The organism is Chryseobacterium pennae (assembly GCF_003385515.1).
Taxonomy (GTDB): domain Bacteria; phylum Bacteroidota; class Bacteroidia; order Flavobacteriales; family Weeksellaceae; genus Chryseobacterium; species Chryseobacterium pennae.
In genome coordinates this window covers 233,985-257,455 of sequence record NZ_QNVT01000003.1, presented here as the reverse complement: position 1 = coordinate 257,455, position 23,471 = coordinate 233,985, and the positions used below count along the sequence as shown (strand labels likewise).

23 protein-coding genes are annotated in these 23,471 nt (G+C 33.9%); 1 reads left to right on the top strand and 22 read right to left on the bottom strand.

The window, feature by feature from the left end:
- Positions 1-2: 2 nt before the first annotated feature.
- The 19 genes from DRF65_RS05720 to DRF65_RS05630 all read right to left on the bottom strand — a co-directional run bounded on the left by DRF65_RS05720 (position 3) and on the right by DRF65_RS05630 (position 17,309).
- Positions 3-3,686, bottom strand: a complete 3,684-nt coding sequence (locus DRF65_RS05720) for a hypothetical protein (protein ID WP_115969629.1) — start codon at positions 3,684-3,686, stop codon at positions 3-5.
- The gene (locus tag DRF65_RS05715) at positions 3,683-5,872 is read right to left on the bottom strand and encodes a hypothetical protein (protein WP_115969627.1); all 2,190 of its coding nucleotides are present in this window, start codon (positions 5,870-5,872) and stop codon (positions 3,683-3,685) included. The genes DRF65_RS05720 and DRF65_RS05715 overlap by 4 nt, the downstream gene beginning before the upstream one ends.
- 327 nt (positions 5,873-6,199) lie before the next feature.
- Entirely contained in the window at positions 6,200-6,706 is a 507-nt protein-coding gene (locus DRF65_RS05710) for a M15 family metallopeptidase (RefSeq protein ID WP_115969625.1), read from the bottom strand.
- Between the two features lie 621 nt (positions 6,707-7,327).
- Positions 7,328-7,738 (bottom strand): hypothetical protein, encoded by a 411-nt coding sequence (locus DRF65_RS05705; protein ID WP_115969623.1) that lies wholly within the window; start codon positions 7,736-7,738, stop codon positions 7,328-7,330.
- Between the two features lie 34 nt (positions 7,739-7,772).
- Positions 7,773-8,186: a hypothetical protein gene (locus DRF65_RS05700; RefSeq protein ID WP_115969621.1), complete on the bottom strand. Its 414-nt coding sequence runs from the start codon at positions 8,184-8,186 to the stop codon at positions 7,773-7,775.
- Between the two features lie 21 nt (positions 8,187-8,207).
- The gene (locus DRF65_RS05695) at positions 8,208-8,684 is read right to left on the bottom strand and encodes a hypothetical protein (protein ID WP_115969619.1); all 477 of its coding nucleotides are present in this window, start codon (positions 8,682-8,684) and stop codon (positions 8,208-8,210) included.
- Positions 8,685-8,739: 55 nt separating this feature from the next.
- Positions 8,740-9,336, bottom strand: a complete 597-nt coding sequence (locus tag DRF65_RS05690; RefSeq protein WP_115969617.1) for a hypothetical protein — start codon at positions 9,334-9,336, stop codon at positions 8,740-8,742.
- 23 nt (positions 9,337-9,359) lie between these two features.
- Entirely contained in the window at positions 9,360-10,019 is a 660-nt protein-coding gene (locus DRF65_RS05685; protein ID WP_115969615.1) for a hypothetical protein, read from the bottom strand.
- A 205-nt stretch (positions 10,020-10,224) separates the two neighbouring features.
- On the bottom strand, positions 10,225-10,623 hold the full coding sequence (locus DRF65_RS05680; RefSeq protein WP_115969613.1) for a hypothetical protein: 399 nt from the start codon (positions 10,621-10,623) through the stop codon (positions 10,225-10,227).
- Positions 10,624-10,677: 54 nt separating this feature from the next.
- On the bottom strand, positions 10,678-11,016 hold the full coding sequence (locus DRF65_RS05675) for a hypothetical protein (protein ID WP_123947285.1): 339 nt from the start codon (positions 11,014-11,016) through the stop codon (positions 10,678-10,680).
- Positions 11,017-11,066: 50 nt separating this feature from the next.
- Complete coding sequence (locus DRF65_RS05670) at positions 11,067-11,447, bottom strand: hypothetical protein (protein ID WP_115969609.1); 381 nt, start codon at positions 11,445-11,447, stop codon at positions 11,067-11,069.
- Between the two features lie 39 nt (positions 11,448-11,486).
- Complete coding sequence (locus tag DRF65_RS05665; protein ID WP_115969607.1) at positions 11,487-12,005, bottom strand: hypothetical protein; 519 nt, start codon at positions 12,003-12,005, stop codon at positions 11,487-11,489.
- 63 nt (positions 12,006-12,068) lie between these two features.
- The gene (locus DRF65_RS05660) at positions 12,069-12,734 is read right to left on the bottom strand and encodes a hypothetical protein (RefSeq protein ID WP_115969605.1); all 666 of its coding nucleotides are present in this window, start codon (positions 12,732-12,734) and stop codon (positions 12,069-12,071) included.
- Between the two features lie 126 nt (positions 12,735-12,860).
- On the bottom strand, positions 12,861-13,319 hold the full coding sequence (locus tag DRF65_RS05655) for a hypothetical protein (protein ID WP_123947284.1): 459 nt from the start codon (positions 13,317-13,319) through the stop codon (positions 12,861-12,863).
- A 189-nt stretch (positions 13,320-13,508) separates the two neighbouring features.
- Positions 13,509-14,081 (bottom strand): hypothetical protein, encoded by a 573-nt coding sequence (locus tag DRF65_RS05650; RefSeq protein ID WP_115969601.1) that lies wholly within the window; start codon positions 14,079-14,081, stop codon positions 13,509-13,511.
- Positions 14,082-14,102: 21 nt separating this feature from the next.
- Complete coding sequence (locus DRF65_RS05645) at positions 14,103-14,726, bottom strand: hypothetical protein (protein ID WP_115969599.1); 624 nt, start codon at positions 14,724-14,726, stop codon at positions 14,103-14,105.
- Positions 14,716-15,285, bottom strand: coding sequence for a hypothetical protein (locus tag DRF65_RS05640; protein WP_115969597.1), 570 nt, complete (start codon positions 15,283-15,285; stop codon positions 14,716-14,718). The genes DRF65_RS05645 and DRF65_RS05640 overlap by 11 nt, the downstream gene beginning before the upstream one ends.
- A 9-nt stretch (positions 15,286-15,294) precedes the next feature.
- Entirely contained in the window at positions 15,295-15,846 is a 552-nt protein-coding gene (locus DRF65_RS05635; RefSeq protein ID WP_115969595.1) for a hypothetical protein, read from the bottom strand.
- Between the two features lie 2 nt (positions 15,847-15,848).
- Complete coding sequence (locus DRF65_RS05630) at positions 15,849-17,309, bottom strand: hypothetical protein (RefSeq protein WP_115969593.1); 1,461 nt, start codon at positions 17,307-17,309, stop codon at positions 15,849-15,851.
- Positions 17,310-17,338: 29 nt separating this feature from the next.
- On the opposite strand from DRF65_RS05630, the gene DRF65_RS29085 reads away from it, so the two are divergent.
- The gene (locus DRF65_RS29085) at positions 17,339-17,470 is read left to right on the top strand and encodes a hypothetical protein (protein ID WP_262511435.1); all 132 of its coding nucleotides are present in this window, start codon (positions 17,339-17,341) and stop codon (positions 17,468-17,470) included.
- Between the two features lie 491 nt (positions 17,471-17,961).
- On the opposite strand, the gene DRF65_RS05625 is transcribed toward DRF65_RS29085, so the two are convergent.
- From DRF65_RS05625 to DRF65_RS05615, 3 genes are all read right to left on the bottom strand, one after another.
- A complete protein-coding gene (locus DRF65_RS05625; RefSeq protein WP_115969591.1) occupies positions 17,962-18,729 on the bottom strand; it encodes a LytR/AlgR family response regulator transcription factor in 768 nt (255 codons plus the stop codon).
- 72 nt (positions 18,730-18,801) lie between these two features.
- Positions 18,802-20,124, bottom strand: a complete 1,323-nt coding sequence (locus DRF65_RS05620; RefSeq protein WP_115969589.1) for a RagB/SusD family nutrient uptake outer membrane protein — start codon at positions 20,122-20,124, stop codon at positions 18,802-18,804.
- Between the two features lie 12 nt (positions 20,125-20,136).
- A complete protein-coding gene (locus DRF65_RS05615; RefSeq protein WP_115969587.1) occupies positions 20,137-23,466 on the bottom strand; it encodes a SusC/RagA family TonB-linked outer membrane protein in 3,330 nt (1,109 codons plus the stop codon).
- Positions 23,467-23,471 lie beyond the last annotated feature (5 nt).

Here is a 23,471-nt window from a genome sequence, read left to right as displayed (position 1 = left end):
TTTTAATCAGTTATTATTCTGTAATATAAACTTTCTATTAAGTCTTCTCTAGTGGTACCAAATGTATTAGGATTTATCTCAGTAAAATCACCTACAACATACGGAGTAGGTTGCAATTTCTGTTTAAATTGTTGTAGTGACATAAACTGTTCAGCATTATTCACATCTATATATCGTATTTCTATATAATGAATCTGTGAAAGCATATTTCCTTTTTTTACTTGTCCCCATACATTTTGCTTTTGCCCAATTATAAACTGCTTTGCCTCATCTATATTAATTGGTAAATTCCTAAAAAACTCTAATTTCTGTGCGTCTGTATATGCAGTTGAACCTTTACCTTTAAAAGATTTTTTTACATCCATCTTTGCACTATATGGAACCTTTATTTTATTTGAAGTCTTATCGATTAATAATCCATCAATATCCAACATTTCACGTTTTAAAACTCTTGAATTATCTGCTTTTCTAAATACAATATCTACACTAAACATTAATTCTTCATTCACATCTAATCTATCTTTTAAATAAATTCGCATTGGCATTTCTATAATATTTCCTTTTTGAAATTTAGCCGTTTCATTTAATAACTTCTCTGCCTTTACTTTATTTACTACATTTAAAAATAAATCATTATCTTTAAATACATCTACAGCATCTAGAATATCATCTTTAAACGAGTCTATATATTCATATCTATAGTTATTACTTAACCAGAAGTTTTTATTATCTTCTAATAATTTCCTACTTGCAGCATTTTTACTAATATATTCAGTTATTTTACCAGAATTTCTTCTAAAGCCATCAAAAAGTTTTTTTTCTAATCTACCAAACTTATTACAAAGTTCAATCTTATCAGCTATACTACATGCTTTAAACTCATCTATTAGATTCGGTTCAAATCTAAGCTGTTTCCAAGAATCAACAAAGTATATGTTACCTTTAATTTCATTTATCTGAGTAATAGAAGCTGTTTCAAATTCATCTAGAAATTTCAATCTTTTTTGAGTACTCAGCGCAGAAAGTGCTTGTCTCGTTTTGTAAGATTGATAAAAGTTAATAATATTATTTGTTCTAACATTATCTTTAATAACCTCAATTAGATTTCTATCAATAATATTTGCTGTATATAATTTATCCCAGTTTGCAATTACGTCTGCATTATTCATTTGAAGCAAAACATCATCCGGAGCATTTTTAAAGTCATCAAAAAACACATTCTTCTTTCCTTCTCCCCAAAGGTCAAATTTTGATGTAATTTCCTGATGAGCTCCAATTCTATTTTGGCGGAAGTTTTCAATTTGAGCAACTTCAACACCTGCTAAACTATTTACAGAATTTCTTACTTCTAATGGAAGGCTATCAAAATAAGATGCTCCTTTCACTAGTTTAGCTTGGTTTATAGCTAAACTCTTCATTGCTAAGGATGCTCCAGCCCCTAATATAGTCAAGTAAAAGAACATTTTATGTAAGGCTTCATACTTGGTAGTATCTTCTCCAGCATCAGCTTTTTCTTTCATAAAATCATAATATCGTGTACAGGTTGAGCTTAATAAAGTAAAAATCTCAGCAGCTGAACCCATTCCTTCTAATACAAGCACCGTATATGCAGCTCCCTGACCTGCTTTAAAAGCTCTACCAATTACAGTAATATACCTTAAATAGCTAAAGCTTTTAATAATACCAACTCCTCCACTTATGAAAAACAAACCAACATCGAATGCAACCCCTAAAGCAAAATTGAGTGTGGCATCCATTTCTTTCATTAGCTGATAATCTCTCGTATAATACCATAAGAATGCTGGAATATAAGGTACAGTAGGAAAGTTAGCTGATAATTTTTCATCAATTTTTAAACCATGTAAAGTTATAGGCTGATAAAGATGGAAAATTAAAGGTTGAGGAAAACCAACCGTTCCAGGTTTAACATCACCATCTGAACTGGTATAAAATGTATTATTAGACATTGATGATTGCAGAATAATTCCCTTTATAATAGGATCTGTATAACTTCTTACAATTGATCTTACCACCTTAATATCTTCCTGATTGGAATAAGGCTCACTATTTCCCTGCCATACAGTCCCATACTCAATAGTAAGATTACTAATCCTATTATCAACGGCATCATTATAATAATCCAATCCCTGCCCAGGGGTTAGAAAGAATGACTGTGTATTAATATTATTTTCAGGATTCATACTGTTGGAGAAGTAGTACATATTGTATTTAGATCTTTTCCATAGTTTGTATATCAAGAAAATATAGTTTGTCCTGTAATCTTTTTTTTGTAAAAAGAACCCAATAATAGGTGCAATTCTCATTATTCTTCCTACACTGAATTTCTTTTCCAGGATCTCAAAATTACTAAGATTATCATTACCTATCTGTAAAAGAAAATTGAGAAACGATTCCCCATCTTCCGGTACAGAATAAAAAGAAGACATAATTCTCAGACACTGATCTTCATCTTCTTGCGAAAATACAGGATTCTTTATAAAATCCTTGATAAGTCCCTCTCTGATTGAATAAGGGAGTAATGACAATGCTGAAGGAGGTAATATACTTTTTAATACTTTCAACCTTTCATCACTTCTCCACTTAAGTAATGCTGCCCCTTGTAATGGAATTGTAAATGAATTATGATAACCCAAATAGTAAGGTGAAGGATACATAAAAGAGTAATTGGATGGCGGCGGATTAAGCGGAAATAATCCATCTTCATTCTTCTCTCTTAAATTATGATAAAAATTATCCAGTGCTGAACTATAGTTAGAAAAAGCTTCATAATATCCATCATAGAAATAATCATTTTGAGGAATAGGAATAAGTTCTCTTGTATTATCTAAACCAGCGAATCCCCAGTCTCTTAATAAATGCCCTATAACCCGATCAATCTCTTGAAATTTATATTCTTGTCCTATTTTCTGGTCAATTGTTCCATTTTTGGAAGCTTCTTCAATACTCGCAATAGGATCCATTGCAAGGATATCCAATACTTCCTGTCTAATCCAGTAAATGGCAAAACAAATATTCATCATCTTCATGTAAAGTACTTTTTTTGCCGACAATTGAAGATTTGTTGAAGTTCTTATTTTATTGAAATTCTTTTCAAAGAAATGGCCTTCTTCTGTATCCAATCTTGATTTAAGAGAAACTGTTCTGACATTATATTTCGGACTTTGCAAATCTCCATTTACTACAGTAGGATAGGTATTATAATCATTATACTGAATAGTATCATCTCCCATTTTAAAGGATTGATCTAAAAAAGTATAATAGGTACTAAGATTATCATCAAAAATAAGTCGCCCTATCTGAAAAATATCACCTGTAGATCCTAGCTCCAAATGATTATCAAACCAGATCGAATCTATATTATTAATATTATGTATAACTTTATAAGCATTGACAGGATCATTCTTTAAACTAATAAAGTAAGATTTTTTTAAGAAACCCTGCCTCCCGTCATCTCTCTGTGAAGCTAAATAATAATGATTTTTTCCAGTAAATATATAGGTATTATCCAGATTAGGCAGTGCATCATTGACAGTAAATTCGACTATTTGTCCTTCTGCATCAAATCGCATATTTGTCAAAGAATATGTAGCATTTTGTTTTCCTAATCTATCTATACCACTACTTTTTATTACTTGCCCTTTAGGCGTTAAAAATGCTGTACTCATATTTGTGGTAATTTCATGTTTTCTGATACTCCTGAAAAATCGTAAGAAGAAGGCATCCATTTTGCGTACTCGTCCGAAGTAAATGTTACATTATCAAATGTATAAACATAGACTTGTTGCGTTGGTGCTACTATAATTAATTCACCTGCCTGATCTTCTCCAATAACTGACAAAGAATACTTCTTATATACTCTTTGTTCCTGAGAAGTATAACTTGCATTAGGATCTTCTAATAAATTCCTAAAATAGAATTTAGGATTGTTAATTTGTTGCTGATTAATTAATGGAATAAACAAAGAGTTTTCAGTAAATGTAATCCCTAATATTTTTTTACTTGAAACACTACCATCTTCGAGATGTAAAGACAAACTGGTTACTCTTTTTGCCTCATTATCAGTATAAGCAACAGGCTGTAAATAATATGGTTTTTCAGGAGTGTAAAAATTATTTATCTTATCACTATAGGAAACTGTGCCGCTGTTAGAATTATCCTGATAAGCAGCTCTACTTTCAAAAAATGCTCCTACATTCTGTCTAATATTATTCAACAGCGTCTCATAAGTAACTCTCTTTAAACTTTCCGTATCATTTTTCATGATCACATCCTCTACTTTCTTGGTAGTCACGGTTGCAATGTCTTTTCCGCCTGCTTTATTTTCAAAATCAATCAATAATAAATTCTGATCGATAACATAGGTAAGCTCATTTCCACCTTTAGACTGAACTTTCGGAGTCACATTAATCAATCCGAAGATGTCATCAATATCTTTCAAATCGTAAGCTGTGCTTACAACAGGATCACCCGGATTTGGGCCAGGAGTTTCAGAAGTAATTTTCACGGTTTTCCCTTCATAAATCAGCTGCACAAACGAAGCAACCGTTTTATTGGCACTTGTTTTACTTAAACTGAAGGTAATAGGTTTGGTAAAATTGGTATCTACTCCATTTCCCTCTTCCTGAAGCAAGTTTTTTCCTCTGATAAAATAATCTTCATTAGGAGTATCTGCATGTAGAACACCTTGTTTTACATACATCGCAGCGGCATCATTGTTATCGGTAGTCAACTGAATGACTAATAATGGCTGTGCCACCAGCTCTTTTACCGGCCAGCCTGCTTCAAACTGTTCTAAGGAAAGGTTATCAGCTGTTGGTCCGATTTTAATATTATGGGTACCTCCTTCCAGATTCTGATTTCCATAGAAATTGTAGGATCTCTGTCTGCTTCCCTGGATGTACAGATAGGTTGTGTCAGCTGTTTTAAAGCCTGAAATCTGACCGGCAATTTCTTCTGTCGTTTGCAACACAGAATTATCACTCATATGAACCTTCCCTTTTCCCTGTGTATGTAAGCCATAAAAAGCTGCTACATCAAGGAACTGAGTAGCAGTTTCCCTCATCAGCTTCTTTTCAAAAGCAGTATTCCCCTTCGCCTGGTCTAAAACGTGATCAGTACTTCGGGCAAAAGCCAGGTTTAATTTAAAAGGATTCGGGTCATTAGCTACCGTATAATCTCCTTCATTCAGTACGATATCAATTCCTACACTTCCTGTAGCATTTCCAAGATGCGTTCCTCTTGGGATCATAGGCAGTTCAAAAGCTTTTTTAGAGTCTACCTCAGTAGTGGTACTTCCGGTAGTCTGAACTTTAGAGATCTTAAGGAAATAGTCATCAATAAGGTCATCTGCTGACTGAGAATTTCCTACCGGAAACCCGATATGCTGAGCAGTAAACGGGGGTACAGTAATCCCCAGCATATTATACAGACCCGTAAACTCTTTTTTGATGACGTCTACAAAACCAGTTGTAGCTGTTGATTTGATAAGATCTCCTTCAAAGAAATCTGATCTGTTCAGGCCTCTGTATACGATATATTTGATCGCCAATCCTTTAACCGGCTGATTAAAAGGCTTCAGGATCGCATTTACTTTAGTGGAATCTCCTCCACAAGGTTGTAAAAATACCTGTCCCTGGCAAATAGTATATATTTTGCCGGTACCGTTAAGGCTTACTTTGGAGGTGGTCCTGAATACAGTTCCATTGGCTCCAAATTTTCCGTTCGTGTCCTGACTGAATGTCTGCCCTTTCTCCAGAAAGAAGAAAGACTCCGGCAGAAGATCAGGCCGTACGTTAAGCCCTTTGCTGTCGGGAGCTGTTGATAAGCTTCCCGATGGAATATTTTGTGGCATTTTTGTAATTTTTGGTGTTAATAAAAGATAAGACGGAGTAATGATAGGTCTTATAAAACCTGAAAAGTATCTGAACCCTTAAGGTTAATGAAGGCTGTAAGAATAATGAGCCTGGTTATTTTTTAAAGAGTGTTTTCCTAAAAATTTGATGTGATTTTTCTTCATGCATCTTAGCGGCTTCAATAATTTTTTTATTCAGAATTTTTTAGGTTGCAACAAGTGTTCAATAAGAAGTGTTTTATTTTTTTCCGGTAAAGACAAAACCCTTCCTGTACAATCATTCCGGTTGATTGTAGTATTGATTTTCACTGTGAAATAATCCTAGAATTATTGGGTGAAAATTACATATCCGTCTTTATCTTTTGGTAAATTTTGTAAGTTTCTCCAGGTTGCGTTGATCTTACGCTCTCCTTTCCAGATAAATCTGCGCTCAAAGTGAGACAGGTCTTTGAATGTTTTCCAGTTTCCGCCCCATTCCCAGCCATGTCTGGCAAAGATCTTTACACATTCGTACCAGTCGGCTACGCCATCATTATCCCAGTCTTTCGCAGTGTCCCAGCTTGCTATTTTTCCGTCGATAATCAGGCAGATATCTACCGCTAATCCGTAATTGTGAATACTTTGACCGGCTTTGGCATTGGTGACTTTCTTTCCGGCTTTCGTTCTTCCCTGCGCATATAATGCATCTTGTTCTTTAAAGGATCTTAATCCCTGGGTAATTCTTACTTTTGCTCTCCCGGTAAGGGCTTCATCACACTCTTTTACAATCTGTGTGACTTCTTTCCTTACCAATGGATGGAGATTTTTTATTCTGTTTTCACTTGGTTTATCCATGGATGATTACTATTTTGTGATTTGGTGTTTGATTCTTAAGCAAAGCTATTTCAGGCTGACGCCAAAACTTGACGTGTTATATTTTGTAATTAAAAAAAAGGAAAAGTTTACAGTCCTTTGTTATGATCTTTGATTTTCGGATAGGTGAATATCATGTTCATAAAAAGTAATATCATTATAGCTTGTTGTTTAATTCTGAAACAAAAGTATAGGCCGCTAACGTCAAAACTTGACGTATTATATTTTTTCCGATTTTCTAACAGATTTATCAACCACATTTCCGGCTGTTGCTGGGGGCTCATTATACCAGTCTACTTCCCACAGGCTCTCACATTCTTTACAAGCAATCTGAAAAACAGACCTATAGAAGATTATGTGTGACGCCCAGGGATCAACAAAAGCTTAATGAAACTGAGAAGAAAAAAGTGAACTGATATTTCATTTCTCCGAATTAAAGTATAATTTTACAGAAACAGTTCTGTTTTTTGGAAGTCATTTTTATGAAAACGCAAAGAAAAATATTCAGATGTTTTATTTTAAGGGGGCTAAGGTTTGCGGTAAATAGCTGATGAGGCGATAGGCTATACATCATTTAATCAGTAAAGTAAAATTATTGAATAATTATTCGCTTAAAATATGCTTCCATTGTTGTAAAACTTCTATAAACTCTTCCAATGGCATTTCTACAACAGATTCCTGTATAAGGATTTCATTTTCCAGGTAGAATACCTGAGTGTCTGCATTGACATAGCCATTTAAATCATCAAATGCGATCACTGTAAACCAGTTTCCAGAGACATTATGGGCTTCTAATCCTTCCCAGTCCCAATATCCTCCTAATCTTGTTTCAATAAATGTGTCTCTTAATTGGATATTATTCCAATGTTTTTTTAAATACAATAATTCGTTCAAAAAACTGTCTAAAGTTTTCAGATGATTAAAATCTGAGTTTAATAAGTTTTGAAGGTTATTATATTGGGGATCATTAAAATTAATTTTATGATGAGTGATGATATAGTTCTTCAAATCCATTGTCTATGATGAATAATGTGATAGTATTGGGTAATTATTTGCTTAGAATTTGCTTCCATTGCTGTAAGACGTCTATAAACTCTTCCAATGACATATCAATAACTGCTTCATTAGGAAGTAGGGAGTTTTCAAGATAAAAAGTTTTGGTATCAACATTAATATAACCTCCGAGATCTTCAAATTTGAAAAATGTAAACCAGTTTCCTGTTACCTTAGAATCCAGAAGGTCCTTCCAATCCCAATAACCGCCTTCTTTTTCTATAAATGCTTCTCTAACCGCTATATCTTCCCAATTTTCAATCAGGTTTATCAGTTCGGTTAAAAATTGGGTTACAACTGAGGTAGTTTTAAAATCGTTATTCAATAAATTTTCCAGATTGGCGTAATATGGATTATTAAAACTTATTTGGTGACTGATAATGGTAAAGTTTTTTAAGTTCATCATCATTAAAACTGTGCTAAAAATGGATTAAAATGGATCACGATACTTCTTCTTCATATCAATCCTATGATTTATAAAAGCAGATAATCTGCACAAGCACGAAATAAAAGAAACTTTGTATTCTTCGCAATACAATTCAGCATGCCGAACTATAGGATCATCCCCTTCATCAAGATGAACAAATAAGAAAGATTCTGCAAAATCACAGATTTCAATTACATAGAACGGGTGGTTAATTGCTTTATTATTCTCTTCCATCCATTCTCTGGGATCTTCCTGAAATTCATTAATTTCAAGAATATTATGTTCCAACACATAACAGTATTTCCCAGCCAGAAATAAAAGCTCCCGTAATGCTTTAGGAAAAGGTTTTCCATTATTATAGATCATTTCATGGTTTTGAATTTCAGAGAAAGACATTGGTTGTATTCTGCCTTCATATTCCTTATTCTCTGGGTAAGCTGCCGGATTGTCTCTTAAATAAGTTAAAATTTCAATTTCCACAGTGTTTAACTTTTAAAATGTTTAGTAATATTGAATAGATGAATAGGCTGGTAAGCTATTTTTCAAATTCCCAGTTTCCATTTTTTTTCTTTAATCTCAGCCCGATAGTCCCAAACCTTACTTGTTCTTCGGGAAGATCAATCTGAATATAGGCTCTTTCTCTGCTTTTGTCGAACAAAACTCTGTGGAATGTATAATGTCCTACATAATTCTCATCCTTAACTGCTTTCGTCACTTTTTTTAGATTTTCAGGATATTCTACCTTGCTAAAGTCGATCGGAACAGCCTTGTCTGATCTATTTTCAATCTCATTAAAGTAATAGGTCTGATGAAGAGCATCCCGGTTATCTTTTGGAATGTTCACAGGAACAAGTGTGTCAGACATCGTGAAAGTATATTTCTCTTTTTTCCTATAGCTGTCTATAATCGATATAGCCTCAGGGCCGCTTATCTTATATTTGGTTGCCGTATCTGATACAGCTCTTGGATCTAATTCTTTAAAGACAATTTTACTTATTGCTAAATTTAAAATCTTGTATTCATCGTTATCCAATGAATTACAGGAGAACAATAGTGACAATAGAAATAAAGCTATTAATGTATTTACTTTACTTTCTTTTAACATTCTCATATTATCTTTTCTAGTTTTCATTTAGTATGAAAGATTTATTTTATCTAAAAATTGGGAACAAGGGGTTCTGCATGGGTATAATAGTATATTTCTTCTTCAGAAAGACCCATTTCCTGAAAGAAATTACCCGCAGCGCGAAAAAACTGGGTCGCAGTATAAGCAAAATCATTACTAAAAAGAAAATCACTTACGTGCACTGCATCTAGCTCTCCATCTTCACCAAATCTAAAAAAAATTTCAGAATCCTCATCAAATACCGATCCTGGTTCTCCCCATGGAATAGGTTTATTTCCAAATTTATAGATTTTAAGCCCGCTTTTTACCTGGTGAGTAACGCTGTCATAAGTTATAATAGCGATCTCAATTCCTTCAGTATCTGAAACGATTCTTGTATAAGTAGTCTTCTTTACCAGATTATCATAACTTTTACAATCCCAAACTGGATAACCGTTGATAACCTGTTTATTATCTTTAATAGTCCAGTTCAGGCTTTGCCCCAATGCGATCAACACCTCTGTAACATTTTCTTCAGGTGATAGATAATAAACTCCGCCCCAAAGTTTATTTTCTCTATAAGATTCTTCTTTTTTTAAAGCATTATTGATCCATATATGTTTTGTATAGTTCCCTGCCTCCAATGCTTCTTCTTCAGTAAGAAATTCATCATCATAGGCAGTGGTAAAAAAAATCATTTTTGCGCTCATTTCATTAGTTTTTATTCGTTGTAGGATGAATACTTATTGTTCCGTTACATTTTGAATCTCTTACCATAATTCATTAACAAGTTAATATTTTGAAATTTGATTCATAGATATCAGTGAGAATTTGATTCATTATATATATCCAGATACCTTTTTTAGGAGTAAAGTATTTCGTAAAAACATCTAATATCCATAGAAAATTTTATATTCAAAGACAGTTAAAAATCTGACACACTTTAGCAGCACCTGATGGAGTTGTCTTCAGGAAATTCCTCCATTCTGTAACAATTTTTTTAAAATCCTGCAATGGAATACTGCTTACATATCCTTTAACATCATCATAAAAATTGACCTCATTCCTGTGCATAATGACATCTACCGTCGCAGAATCACTATCAATTTCTTCATCTGGATTGTTCAATGCATCATTAATATCCGGTAACAACGAGGCATTGATCTGTTCTGCAGAGTTCCAGCTGTTCAGGAAAATGGCTAAATATTGATTGTTTGTACTTACAGTTTTATTGATGCTCTTCCCTTGTATTCCCCAGTCCTGTACTTTATCTTCAAAAGTGAGATTGTACTGATCTGCTATATTATTATTCATTATTTTTTTTTGCTATTAATTTCAAAGTTGTTTTGTCTACTCGATTATAATCCACTATGCAAGCCCCATATCCTGGATATCATTTATTTCAAAATATTCTGTCCATGCCATTAAAATTTGTTTTAAATCTAAAGTAGGAATTTCCAATGGTACTTGTTTTCTGATACTCTTCACGAAACAATTTGCTTTCCCTGTCGTTACACTGGCAAACGTTGGACAACCATCCTCAGTTGGGTCGTAGTCAATATCATTGAGAGCTCTCTCAATATTTCTTAAAATAGTTTCAATAAATCCATCCGGATATCCTTCTATAAACAGATCTTCCAAGCTTGCACTTAATTTGTTTTCAGGATCTGTTGTTCTCACAATACCTGTTTTTCTTCCATTCATCATTATAATCGAGAATTCTAAATGATACTGGGTTAAAATTTGATAATTCATTTTTAAAAATTAGGGTAAACATCACCATTCACTACAAACTCCCGCCAGATTTTAACGATTTCTTTGAAGTCTGCTGTAGGTAAAGTAAAATCTGCTGTAATATCCGGATTTGAATCATACCTAGCAGAGTCGCGATAGATTTCAGTGGTAGCGTGTGTAATTTTGATAAGCTGCAACCCTTGTGTTGTATACAGTATTTCTCCCGGTGAGGATGGGGCCAGCTTAAGATTAATGGCCCCTAATAAATTATCACAATTAATAATATTCCTAAACTCAGTAATAATTGAATCCAAAGAAGAACTTATAGTACGTATGAACTTAAAATCACGATCATGAATTCTTTTAACCCCAAAACTTATTTTATAATCTATTACAATACTCATTATTTTTTTCGTGCTTTATTTCGATAATATTAAGGCTGTTTATTCAATAAATACCTCATACGTTTTATTCAGAATCTTCACTCTCTGATAAAAGTTTTTCAATTCTAATGTTTTCTGCATTAAATTAGGTATATATCCTGTATATCCCTCAATACTATTACTTTCATCAATTCCAATATACCCTAAATATACAGGCCCATCATAATATAGATTTAAAAAATTTCGCACTCCTCCATAAATATCTGTAACTATATCTTTATGCTGTAACGAGTTTTGCAGCGAAGGTATTAACTGACCATCGATAAAATGAATTAGCTCTTCCATATGATCCGGTCCATAGTGGGCTGAAGAATTATCAATGGTATAATTTCCTCTTGGTAAATCTTTTTCAACCCTATAGCTGTATTCAGATAATGTTGAATTCATCATTTTTTCGCCCATTACTGGATTTAAATTGTTTGCGAAAAAAATTAACGTTGCTATTGAACCTAAATCCGGATTAATTTTTTGGGTCCAATCAGTTTCTTCTGTTATTTCAAAGTATATTCTTCTTGACATTTTTAACTTAATTATTAATCTAGATTTAAAATTGAAACATTATTTTATGTGTAGAACTATTTTCTATCTATCCAAAGATAAAGGTAATAAAGGTTGTAAAGTATGATAGTATGAATGCTTATCCCAAAAATCTAAGCCCATCAACTCAATAAAGCCATCTTTGTTTTGTGTATGAATTTCACCTGTTGTTTCATTGAGATCTTTAATATAAGTAACAAATTGATTGGTAGTTTCATTAAATTCATATGTAAACATTAACTCTAAATTAGCCAGACCATTTGCTATATCTTCCGATGAAGCATAATAATACTTTATGGGTAGCGGAAACTTTTTAATCTCATTAGTTTGTATATCAAAATATACTCTTAAAATCAGTCTATCTTGAGAGTCAAATACAACTTTACTTTTAGCAATAAGTTCTCCGGTATTTGAGTAATTTTCAAAGTCCCACATTTTAAAACTAAAAGCGGTTTGCAAATTAGAATAAATACCAAGCCGATAATCATTAGTTTCGTCTGTATACTGTGGAATAATATCAGATTTGTTTTCCCCGGAATCAAGATAATATTCAAAAAACTTATAAGGTTGATTTCCTCTTTTTAATTTAAGTGTTTCTACTTTTTTGAGTAAGCCAGACTGATCATCTGTAGTATGAATCGCATATTCTTTTAATGAACTTATCTGTTGTTCACTAATTGATTCACCATTAAGATTTTTATATTGTATCATTATAATATTAGTATCTAAAAGTTATTCCCTGTGATTCATCATATTTGTCTTCTTTTATTAAAATAGCGAAATTTGAGTAAGTGCTGCTGCTTATTTTATGTTTAACAAAATCTGAGAGAAGAACGTTTAATCATAGTAGTAATCTATATCCATATCATAGTTTTTATGATCCCAATCTCCTTCAAGCATTTGAATCAAAGCATCTAACATCTTAATTAACTCAGCTGTAGGAAAAGGTTTTCTGTAAAATAGTTTAAAATCACCATCCACAGTTGGAATAGCCTGTAACTCCGTTAAAGGGATATAAGTTCCTTTATTATAAATCCTGGCTTTTACAATTTGAAGAATCTGAACCATCGTCTGTTCTTCTGAAGCATTTGATATATACTCATCCCAGAGAAAGGCAAACCAACCTGCCATCTGGCCATTTACTACAGTCTCATGATGATCTGTAAGAAGTTCTTTCCGAATGAAGGCATATTGGTCTTTTTTAAACTCTTCATGAATATAATAAAGGGCTAACTGCATAAAAATATCGGATGTTATAAACCCTTTATTCTTATAGTCCATTGGTTCTGTTGCCATCTTTTGGTATTTTTTCCTTGCTTCTCCAACTGTATGCTTTATCTTCAGGAGTATGATTGTATTGATCTGTTATTTTCTGATTCATTATATTCATGGACATTAACGCTTTAAACCATTCTGTCAAAAAATTCTCTTAATTTTTGCCATCCCTCCGGAGGAAATTTATTTTTTGTGATATTTATTGCTGCTTTATTCAGGCAGTAAAGGTTCTGAATATTGATAATATTCGAAACTATTCCAGGTAAAGGAACACCTGGGATTTCCGATCTCCCAACCAAAAATATCCTTTTCTCCATCGGTTTCATTATGAATCATAAAACAGTTTCCGGACTGGTCATATTCGAAGGTATAAGATGACGTTTCATCTTTATAATATTTTTCGGTTGCGTTATTAATCAATAATCCTGTAATGGTGTCAAATTTTTGTAAACAGATATATTGATCATTTTTATTCATGATCCATTTCTTTTGTTCTGTTAATCTTCCTTTTTCATATAAAAAAACATATTCAATTCTATAAGAACCTATATCAGTTATAGTAGAAAACGAAACTTTTTGATCCGGATAAAGAAGCAACAACTCATTGATAGATTCTGAAGCATCCAAATGATAATAGGTAATCTCTACTACTCCATTTTCTAACTGCTCTATTTTATTTATGACTCCATCCACAAAAGTCTCTACAGAATATTGCGTTGAAACTTCTGCTTCTTCTCTGGAAATTTCATTTCCAAAAAAGTCCTTGAATTGAGTTGTTGTCATAATTATTAATATTTTTCTGTGCTAAATAATATCTGACTCCGGTAAAAAAGGGACCGCCGAGTGAAAATAAGGATGCTGATCCCACGGAAATGCTCCTATACGAGCGTCCATAATAATCAATTCCTCCTTATCCATTGGCCATCCTCCTCCGAGTCCCCAAGTATCTTTTCTATCCAATATATATGATAAATTGTTTTGATTATTATATTCAAATATCAAAATGGATTCAGTATCTTCTCCTTTGAAATATCTTTTTGTTGCCCTTCTCATTTTATTACTTGATAAGTCAATAGAGCAATTAAAAATTTCTCTATTTTTTATATCAAGTACTCTTTTTCCTTTAAATATTATAGCTCCAGTATTATCAATATCGACCCAATTCCATAAAGTATAACCAAATGAAGAAGATTCTTTTGTGTGAAAAATCCATCTTTGTCCAGCTTGTACACAAAACTCTTGTATTTTTGACTGAAGATTTTCTGTATCATCTAAATAATATGTCCCTATAAAATACTTAGGAGTAATATCTTCAATCTTTTTAAGTTTCCCATCAAGAAAATATTTAATATAAAACTCATCCAATTGATCAGCTTCCTGTTCTGTGATTTCTTCAAAGTATCCGTTGTAGTATTTTTTATAATTCATGATTATCTTTTATTTCAGGAAAGAGAGGTGATGCGTAATTATAGTAGCTTTCAGGAAATTCTCCGGAAAATATCCCTCCATCACCTTCCTCAATGACATATACTTTACCGGATGCATCATAATAATACATATAGGCAATATCTCCGGAAGCATCATATTTCGTTTTAACAACTCTATCTTTTTTCACTTCTCCCGTTTCTGAATCATAAGATCCAAAGCAAATACATTGTTCCGTAGCATGGTGCACTATACTAAATGCACGAAGTCCACTCACATGATCATTATAAGTAACAATCTCTTCTCTCAGGTAATTTCCATGAATTTCCTTTCTATGAATAATATCAACCCCTATTGGTGGCGGATATAGGTCTAAAATATCAGCAATGGTTTCGGCTTCCTGGTAATAAGTGACCTCAACAATCGTATTTCCAACATATTCTTCTCTGATTTTTGTTTGGCCATTGATCTTTACAATTTTCACAAACTCATGGGAAAGCAGTGCCTCTTTCTCTGTGACAGGCTCAAAATATTCGTTTTCGTAACTTATTGTTATGTCCATTTACATTAATTATACTTCAGGAAACAGTGGTAGCACATTATCATAATATGATTCAGAGTATTCATTACATCCTCTTTCACCACTACCTTCTTCAATATACTCTATTTTGCCTGAACTATTATAACAGTAATTATAAGCAATATCCAAAAATTTATCGTATTGTATTTTCATGACACTTTTTAAGATAATATTACCTGTCTGTGAATCATAGTCCCCAAAACAAATGGTTTTTCCCGTTAAAGTATGGTCTATATTGAATGAATGTAGTTTTAATCCTTGATTTCTAAGATACCCAAAGACCTCTTCCCTTATATAATTCCCTTGAGCTTCTTTTCTTTTTGCTACATCAACTCTATTAAGTCCGGGATATTGATCAAATATTTCATCAATAGTCTCTCCTTCCTGATAGAATACCACATTACTCAATTCTCCATTGAAAAACTCTTCCTTAATTTTTGTTATGGAATCCACCTTAATAACTCTGGTAAACCCCTGCATCTTTTGAGCCTCTTCTTCCGTAATAAGCTGATAATGCTCATTTTCATAGGTTATTATTTTCATCTCTATTTTTTACACTTACTGTAATCTGAAATGATCCTGATCAGGTTTTCTTCATTCTTAAGATCAAGACTTTCATTTTTTAGCTGATCAGAAACAGACTTACAATCTTTAAGATAGTCTGCCAGCTTTTCGGATAACTTATCATTGGATCTGCTGTCCAGCATTTGCCCTTTAGGCTGCAGATCTGTTTTGATTACATATTTTTGAAGCTCTACAGGATCCTGAAGGAGCATAACTTTATTCTCTTTTGCAACCAATCTATAGAAATAGGAATTATTACCATGCAGACTTCCATAATTCTGAAGCTTTTTCATGAGCTCTCCTTTTACATCCAGTCCGTAGTAACATTCTTCATTTCCATTTGGAGAAACACAGAAATGGACTCCTGAATCGGCATCATATATTTTGGTAGCCATACTGTTCATACCCGGTAATCTTTTCTTCAGGGTTACACGCTGCCCAAAACGATCGGCACCATCCTGAGGAAGCTTTTGTCCCGTTCTTTCCGGATCCAGCATTTCAAACCAGATGGTCATTGCTCCTTCTGTTTTCTTACCTGACTTCTCAACCAAATATCCCGGAACGTCATATAAATTGATGCTACGGTTCACTGCATCATTCATTTTTGCCTGATGAAGTTCCTGATTTTTATAGTAAGCCTGATGTTCAAGAGTATAACCTTCAATAAAAAGATTAGCTACAAATTCATTGATAAACGCATAATCTGAAGGTGCATAAGGTCTTGTGGCTGTAAAGGTAAATTCATTATTATCAAAAGTTCTTACCAAATACGTCTTTAATCCCTGATTGGTTTGATACATAGAGGCCACCTTCACTCCATCCAGATCGCTCACTTCCAGACAAGAGCCGGTATTATTGAATCCTACACAGTTAAACGCTCTTGAATATCCAATAATTTTAGATTGATAACCTCCGCTATTGATCAAAATTTCTCCATTGGATCCCATTCTAGGGTTATAAAGACTTCTGATATTATCCAACCTGCTTTTTCTTGCATTATCTTCTGCAATACTATTGGTTTTTGCAGCCAGATATTTGTCACCCAGATTTTCTCTTGAGGTGCTAAAGAACTTTTCCAATTCTGTTTTATCAAAACCGTTTTCATTGAAGAGGTGATATTTTACCGCCAATTGATAAGCTACAATTCGATCTACCTTAAATGAGGTAACCAATACTTCATAAGGAATCTGAGTGGTTTTCCCATCTGCAGATTTCATATCGAGATAATAAAGAAACTGCTCTTTTGCTAAGGTCACTCCTTTTAAATCGGCATCAAAAACCTTCTCATTCGCCAGGTTATAAAACTCAAAGTGGTCTCTGTAAGGCGATTTCAGGATTCCCACTTCCTTTTCATTGAATAAAATCTTATCTTTTTTCAATTGTATCTTTTGTGAAAATACAGCTCCCGAAAGCATTACAGTAAGAAATAAGTATATTTTCATAGTCCTGAGTTTAAACAATTAATTTTAGCATGGAAAATACGAAAAAAATGAATAGGGGAAGGATGGGAAGCTGGAAGAGGGATGATGGAAGTTACTGTTCTATTATGAATGTTTACTTGTCTTTTGATGAACTTGGAGCTATATTCTATTTAGTTCATTAAAAATAGATATAACGCTACAAGGGTGACAAAGTGCAGATAAAAAAACTTAATCAGATATACTGACTACAGGTACCTCCAACATCCAGCATCTTTTCAACTAAAAAAATAACCACAAAAGTCACAAAAGACTTTAAACACTTAAGTAAGTTTAAGTTAAAAACATTGAGTATAAGAAGTACACATAAGTTTTAGAAAATCTCTGGTTTTCGTATCCGCAAAAATCTGTGGGAGGTTAAAAATCATCATAATACTTTATTTATGAGCTATGATGAGCAATTTCATCATTGATAAAGCTATATGATTCTTATGTGGTTAATAAAAAAACTATATAATCCAGCGAGGGTAATCTGGAAATGAGATGGCGAGATTATTCCTTCGTCAGAAACCGAAGATTCGGCGTACCCAATGACAAATATGGAAATTCAAAAAAGACTTAATGATATATTTTAACTACAAGTACTTCCCTCTTCCAGCATCAAGCTTCCAGCCCCTTATTGATTTTTCAACCAGTTCAGACACTCCGTGATCTGCATTTTACTGATAAACACCTCATCACTTACTTCAGGTTTAGGAGATAGCTGTAATTCTACTTTCTGACTTGAATGTTTGATGATTTCTGTAATCGCCTCTTTATTGATGATAAACTTACGGTTCACTTTAAAGAAAACCTGTGGATTCAGTTTTTGAATAATGTCTTTGATGGTATCATCATAAATATAGGTCTGATTATCCATTGTGGTAAGGAAAAGATATTTTCCCGAAGCAAAGAAGTAGGCTGTATTCTGCTCATCTACAGATCTCAACTTATTCCCTTCTCTTACCATAAAGCGTTTCATCACCTCAGTATCTTCTCCCTGACGTAATGTGGAAATGGATTTCAATAAAGGTTCCGGATCAAAATTATTTCTGATGGAAACAAATTTCTGTAATGCCTGATGAAGATCTTCTTCTTCAAAAGGTTTCAATACATAATCTATCGTGAAATGTTTGAAAACCCGAATAGCATACTCATCAAATGCCGTAATAAAGATAATGGGAGCGAAAAGTTCTACCTGTTCAAAGATCTCCAGGCTCATCCCGTCACCAAGATGAATATCCATAAAAATAAGATCGGCAACATCGTTTTCAAAAAAGTCTATTGCCTTTTTTTTGGAACGAAGAACCACTGTTTCCGTGACAGGAACTATGTTTTGTTTATCTAAAAGATCTTTCAGATAATTAACAGCCAGCAATTCATCTTCTATAATGGCAATTTTCATAAATGCAAAAGTACAAAAAAACCGCTAGAACGATTAAGTTCTAACGGTTTCAAGGGTTGTTAATATGAAGTGTTATAAATTAGGATTATTCTTCTTTGCACTTTGTGGATATGCAATCGTATATCTCGGATCATTCTGCTCAAGAATAAAATCCTTTCCTCCTAGCTTATGAGTAATCTTTTTCTGATTTGCTCTTCTTAAATCAAACCAACGATGACCTTCCACAGCAAATTCTCTAAACCTTTCATCCAGAATAAAATTCATGAAATCTGTAGTGTTCATTGAAGCTACATCATTTTGAACTGATGTATATCCTTCAGGAGTATATCTGTTTTTTAATACTTTTAATAAAGTCTCTTTTGCTTCATCAAGCCTATTCAACTTCAATAATGCTTCAGATTTGATAAAATACATTTCAGATGTTCTGAAGGTTACTTTAAATTCTGAATCTCCTTTTTTAATTATATTATAGCGGTCTGGAGCTTTTTCAAAATAAAGTCCAAATCTTTTATCCGTTGTTTTATTATATGCTGAAATCAACTCAGGAGCAGCAAAAGATAAATTATTCTTTACAGAACCGTCAAACGCTTTTTCTAAGGCAAGGATTGATTCTACAGAAGCATAATGGTGAGGCGCTACATTGGTTGTATTTAAATCACTCAATCCATCTTTGATTGCAAGCACCTGCTGTGAATAATCTAAAGCTCTGTTCCAATCTCCCTGGTACAATGCCATTCTTGCCTGTAAAGCCTTTAAAGAAATTTTGGAAAATCTGTAATTAATTCCTGCTGACTGCTGTTGTTCCTGCATCAATACCTCAGCTTTTGCAATATCAGAATGTACCTGATCATATACCTGCTGTACAGTAGAAGGCTTCAGTACAGCTTCTACATCAATTTCTAAACTAAGTGGTACTCCTTTATCAGTGGATGCAGTAGCAGCATTGTATTGCTTACCATATAAATTAATCAAATCAAAATAAGAATAGGCACGTAATGCATATGCTTCCGCCAATATTTGCTGCTTCACAGGAGAATCCGTCATGGTCTTACTTCCTTCATTGATGATCTGATTCATATAAAAGATCACAGAATAGAATCCTACCCAAGGAAATTCTGTCGTGTTTGAATCATAACCGGTATCTTTCCACATCGCGAGTTCACGATTGTAAGCAAACCCACTGGCATTTTCATCCAGACTAAGCTCATCTGTACGCAATGCCACTAAAGATTTGTGAGTCGGATATCTTGAATAAGCGGATGTAAGTACCTTTCTGTAATCCTCAGCGTTTACAGGAACTACTTTACCTTCCGGCTGTATATCTAAAAATCTATCACAGCCTATGCTGGTAAAACTAAGCGCTGCTAATGCGATAAATGTTGTTATTTTTCTCATTTTTTTCAAGTTTTAAAAAGAAACATTAAATCCAAAGGTCACTGAACGGGAGATAGGTTGTGCGTAAATATTTCCATACGTTTCCGGATCGAAATATCCTTTATAGCCATTACTGAATACAAACAGGTTACGCCCTTCAACACTCAGTCTCAAACTACTGATTCCCATTGGGCTGGTAAATTTCTTGGGAAGTGTATATCCTAAACGGATACTACTGATCCTAATATAGCTAATCTCCTTCGCCCATATATCTAACAGATTATAGACGTTATAGTCGTTGTTAAGAAGCCATTTATTCCCCATCCATCCAGGGTTACTATCTGCTTCAGGACTTGTAATCCCCGGAAGTGTAGTTCCTGCCTGATAAATATCTCTTGTATAGTTTCGCCCTCTATCCAACTCCATTCCTTTGTAAGACGGTGTCTTCATAACGGTCTGTTTAAGATTGAACGTTGCAGAAACCGTCAGGTCAAAGTCATGTATTTTAAAAGTATTGATAATACCTCCTGTAAATTTAGGATCTCTGTCTCCCACATATGTAAATAACTCTCTTAGCTCTTTACTTGAAAGCTTTGACTGTGAGAAGTATCCAGGAAGGAAATCTTCATAAGGATCATATAATCCAAATAGATCTTCAATTTTTACTTTTTCATTACCTTTCCAGAACATTGGGTTTCCGTTTTCATCCATTCCTGCAGTTTTCAATGCAAAAACAGCATTTACAGGAAGTCCTTCTCTGGTAGGAAGACGGGCATTATCACGAGGCTGCTCCGTTATCACATTACTTTTGTTATGTGCAAAATTGATCGTAGTTGACCACTTGAAGTTTTCTTTATTAATATTTCTGGTAGAAACAGCCAATTCAAAACCTTTATTGGTAAGACTTCCCCAGTTTGCCATCGTATATTCGAATCCTGATTCAAGAGGAGTTGATCTCATACTGATCATATCCGTCCCTTTTCTGTTGTAAACATCAGCAGTAAGGTTGATTCGGTTTTGGAATAACCCCAAATCGATACCAAAGTTGGTATTCGTTGTTTTCTCCCAACGAAGCTTGTCATTTGGCGGACTGATTACGTTGATCACATTTTCATTTACTCCAGGTAATATGGTTGTATTATTATATTCCCCGATAAAGAATGGAGAAGTATTACGATCAATATTTCCCTGTAGTCCATAAGACGCTCTCAGTCTAAGATTAGAGATAACAGGAACATTGCTCATAAAGTTTTCCTTTGTTACCAACCAAGACCCTGAAAGTGCCCATATCGGTAAATATCTATACTTTTTATTTACCCCAAATAAGTTTGTTCCATCATATCTCACACTTCCGAAGAAAGTGTACTTTTGATCATAAGTATAAGAAGCCGTAGCAAACATTGATGCATAAGCATTCTCTACAACAGGCATTTCACGGTATGTTTCATACTTCTTGTCTGCTGCAAAATCCGAACTAGGAAATACAATAGGAATACCTGCCTTAGTAAGACTGTTGAATCCAAAGGCTCTTGTAAGTGTAGTATTATCTTTTGTTCTTCTGATTTCTGTTCCAGCCATCACATCAATTTCATGTACTGAATTGATCTTTGTGCTGTACATCCCCTGCAACTTCCAGTTATATTGGAAATACTCATTATCCCAATTCTGCTTTATACCTCCTGCAGGTAAGAAATATTGGTATCCTCCGTTTTTGAAATAAGAGGTTCCTTCTCTGAATTTTCTTGTAAAATAAGTATTTTCAGCAGCATATTTCTCTGTCTTATTGGAGTCATACTGAAGTCCCAACTGTGAAGTAAACTTCAAACTTTTTGAAACCTTATATTCTAAATCCAATATTGCTTTTACCGAATGATTTTTCAGTGTATAGTTTGTATTTTCTCTTTCCTCCAGGAAGTTGAAAGGAATATATACATCTTTGTAACCATCCATATCCTTATCATATCTGTAGCTCCCATCAGCATTGTAAGGAGACAGATAAGGATTGGCATTTCTTGAATAATTAACAGGGCTTGCAGCGGCATCCGCATCTGTCATAAACGACTCCTTCTCACTTTTGGTACCAAAAATGGAGACCCCCGCGTTTAATTTATCGCTTATTTTATAATTGTTTTTTAAGGTGAAGTTATAACGCTTAAAACCTGTACCAATTGTTGTTCCCTCTTCATCATAGTACCCTAGAGACAGGTAATAATCAGAACGGTCACTTCCTCCTGAAATACTTAATCCGTATTGTTTATTCACTGCATTTCTATACAGTAATTTACCCCAATCGGTATTGTTATTTCTTAAAGCATTAATTTGTTGTTGTGTCAGTAAATTCAAAGCCCCAAAACCTCCGTTTCTGAAATTCTCCAACTGCTTGTTCTGAGTTAAAATTCTCATTACTTCCCCTCTATCAGAACGATATGTTAATCCTGCATTTCCAGCAAGGGATAATTCAAGGTCAACTTTTTCTGAAGCGTTCAGAAGATTAAGTTTATCAAAATCAGGACGAGCTGTAATAAATGTATCTGCTGAAAAGTTTAATCTCAAGTTTCCTTTTTTCCCTTTTTTTGTGGTAATAGAGATTACTCCGTTGGCTGCTCTTGCTCCATAAATTGCTGTTGCTGCAGCATCTTTAAGAATCGTAATATCTTCAATATCGTTCGGGTTCAATCCTGCAATAGAAAAGTTCTGAAGCTGGTCGATATTATCCTTATCGCTGAAATTAGGTACATCATTTCCTTCTAATGGAAGACCATCAATTACCCATAACGGATCCTGTGGTCCGGACAATGATGCTGTACCACGAATTCTGATTTTCGCCGGACTTCCCGGAGATCCTGTTTCAGGAGTCACCACTACCCCGGCAATCTGACCGGATAGCATCTGATCTACACTTGCTACCCCAGCCTGGCTGATATTATCCATTTTAACCGTAGCAACCGCTGAAGTCTGCTTACGTTTTTCAATTTTCTGGTATCCGGTAATGATAACTTCCTGAATCTTGTTTTTATCTGAAACCTCAGCAGTAAGTCTTACCGTATAATTGGTTTTGTCTTCATTGATGAGAATAATTCTGGATTCATAACCCGGATAGCTTACCAACAGAGATTTTGTTCCTGCCGGGATTTCCAGTGTAAATTTCCCGTCTTTATCAGCCACCGTACCTACGGACACACTTTCGATAATGCCATCCAGGTCGGTTTTGGTAGAAACAGACTGTGCTTCAATTTTTATAGATGCTCCTGCAATTACGCTGGAAGTATTACCATCTTCTACCTTTCCGGTAATTGTTTTCTTTTCCTGAGCAAACGCAACCTGAGCAGCTAAAAGAGGTAAAAGGATTAGAGTTTTTTTCATTGCTG

What these genes read in the sequence shown, in the direction of transcription:
- DRF65_RS05645 (WP_115969599.1), bottom strand. Translation starts at nt 14,726, where the DNA reads ATGAATTATAAAAAATACTACAACGGATACTTTGAAGAAATCACAGAA.
- DRF65_RS05675 (WP_123947285.1), bottom strand. Translation starts at nt 11,016, where the DNA reads ATGATGAATGGAAGAAAAACAGGTATTGTGAGAACAACAGATCCTGAA.
- DRF65_RS05640 (WP_115969597.1), bottom strand. Translation starts at nt 15,285, where the DNA reads ATGGACATAACAATAAGTTACGAAAACGAATATTTTGAGCCTGTCACA.
- DRF65_RS05650 (WP_115969601.1), bottom strand. Translation starts at nt 14,081, where the DNA reads ATGACAACAACTCAATTCAAGGACTTTTTTGGAAATGAAATTTCCAGA.
- DRF65_RS05655 (WP_123947284.1), bottom strand. Translation starts at nt 13,319, where the DNA reads ATGGCAACAGAACCAATGGACTATAAGAATAAAGGGTTTATAACATCC.
- DRF65_RS05715 (WP_115969627.1), bottom strand. Translation starts at nt 5,872, where the DNA reads ATGCCACAAAATATTCCATCGGGAAGCTTATCAACAGCTCCCGACAGC.
- DRF65_RS05685 (WP_115969615.1), bottom strand. Translation starts at nt 10,019, where the DNA reads ATGAGCGCAAAAATGATTTTTTTTACCACTGCCTATGATGATGAATTT.
- DRF65_RS05700 (WP_115969621.1), bottom strand. Translation starts at nt 8,186, where the DNA reads ATGATGATGAACTTAAAAAACTTTACCATTATCAGTCACCAAATAAGT.
- DRF65_RS05635 (WP_115969595.1), bottom strand. Translation starts at nt 15,846, where the DNA reads ATGAAAATAATAACCTATGAAAATGAGCATTATCAGCTTATTACGGAA.
- DRF65_RS05720 (WP_115969629.1), bottom strand. Translation starts at nt 3,686, where the DNA reads ATGAGTACAGCATTTTTAACGCCTAAAGGGCAAGTAATAAAAAGTAGT.
- DRF65_RS05710 (WP_115969625.1), bottom strand. Translation starts at nt 6,706, where the DNA reads ATGGATAAACCAAGTGAAAACAGAATAAAAAATCTCCATCCATTGGTA.
- DRF65_RS05705 (WP_115969623.1), bottom strand. Translation starts at nt 7,738, where the DNA reads ATGGATTTGAAGAACTATATCATCACTCATCATAAAATTAATTTTAAT.
- DRF65_RS05630 (WP_115969593.1), bottom strand. Translation starts at nt 17,309, where the DNA reads ATGAAAATATACTTATTTCTTACTGTAATGCTTTCGGGAGCTGTATTT.
- DRF65_RS05660 (WP_115969605.1), bottom strand. Translation starts at nt 12,734, where the DNA reads ATGATACAATATAAAAATCTTAATGGTGAATCAATTAGTGAACAACAG.
- DRF65_RS05670 (WP_115969609.1), bottom strand. Translation starts at nt 11,447, where the DNA reads ATGAGTATTGTAATAGATTATAAAATAAGTTTTGGGGTTAAAAGAATT.
- DRF65_RS05625 (WP_115969591.1), bottom strand. Translation starts at nt 18,729, where the DNA reads ATGAAAATTGCCATTATAGAAGATGAATTGCTGGCTGTTAATTATCTG.
- DRF65_RS05690 (WP_115969617.1), bottom strand. Translation starts at nt 9,336, where the DNA reads ATGAAAACTAGAAAAGATAATATGAGAATGTTAAAAGAAAGTAAAGTA.
- DRF65_RS29085 (WP_262511435.1), top strand. Translation starts at nt 17,339, where the DNA reads ATGGAAAATACGAAAAAAATGAATAGGGGAAGGATGGGAAGCTGGAAG.
- DRF65_RS05615 (WP_115969587.1), bottom strand. Translation starts at nt 23,466, where the DNA reads ATGAAAAAAACTCTAATCCTTTTACCTCTTTTAGCTGCTCAGGTTGCG.
- DRF65_RS05665 (WP_115969607.1), bottom strand. Translation starts at nt 12,005, where the DNA reads ATGTCAAGAAGAATATACTTTGAAATAACAGAAGAAACTGATTGGACC.
- DRF65_RS05620 (WP_115969589.1), bottom strand. Translation starts at nt 20,124, where the DNA reads ATGAGAAAAATAACAACATTTATCGCATTAGCAGCGCTTAGTTTTACC.
- DRF65_RS05680 (WP_115969613.1), bottom strand. Translation starts at nt 10,623, where the DNA reads ATGAATAATAATATAGCAGATCAGTACAATCTCACTTTTGAAGATAAA.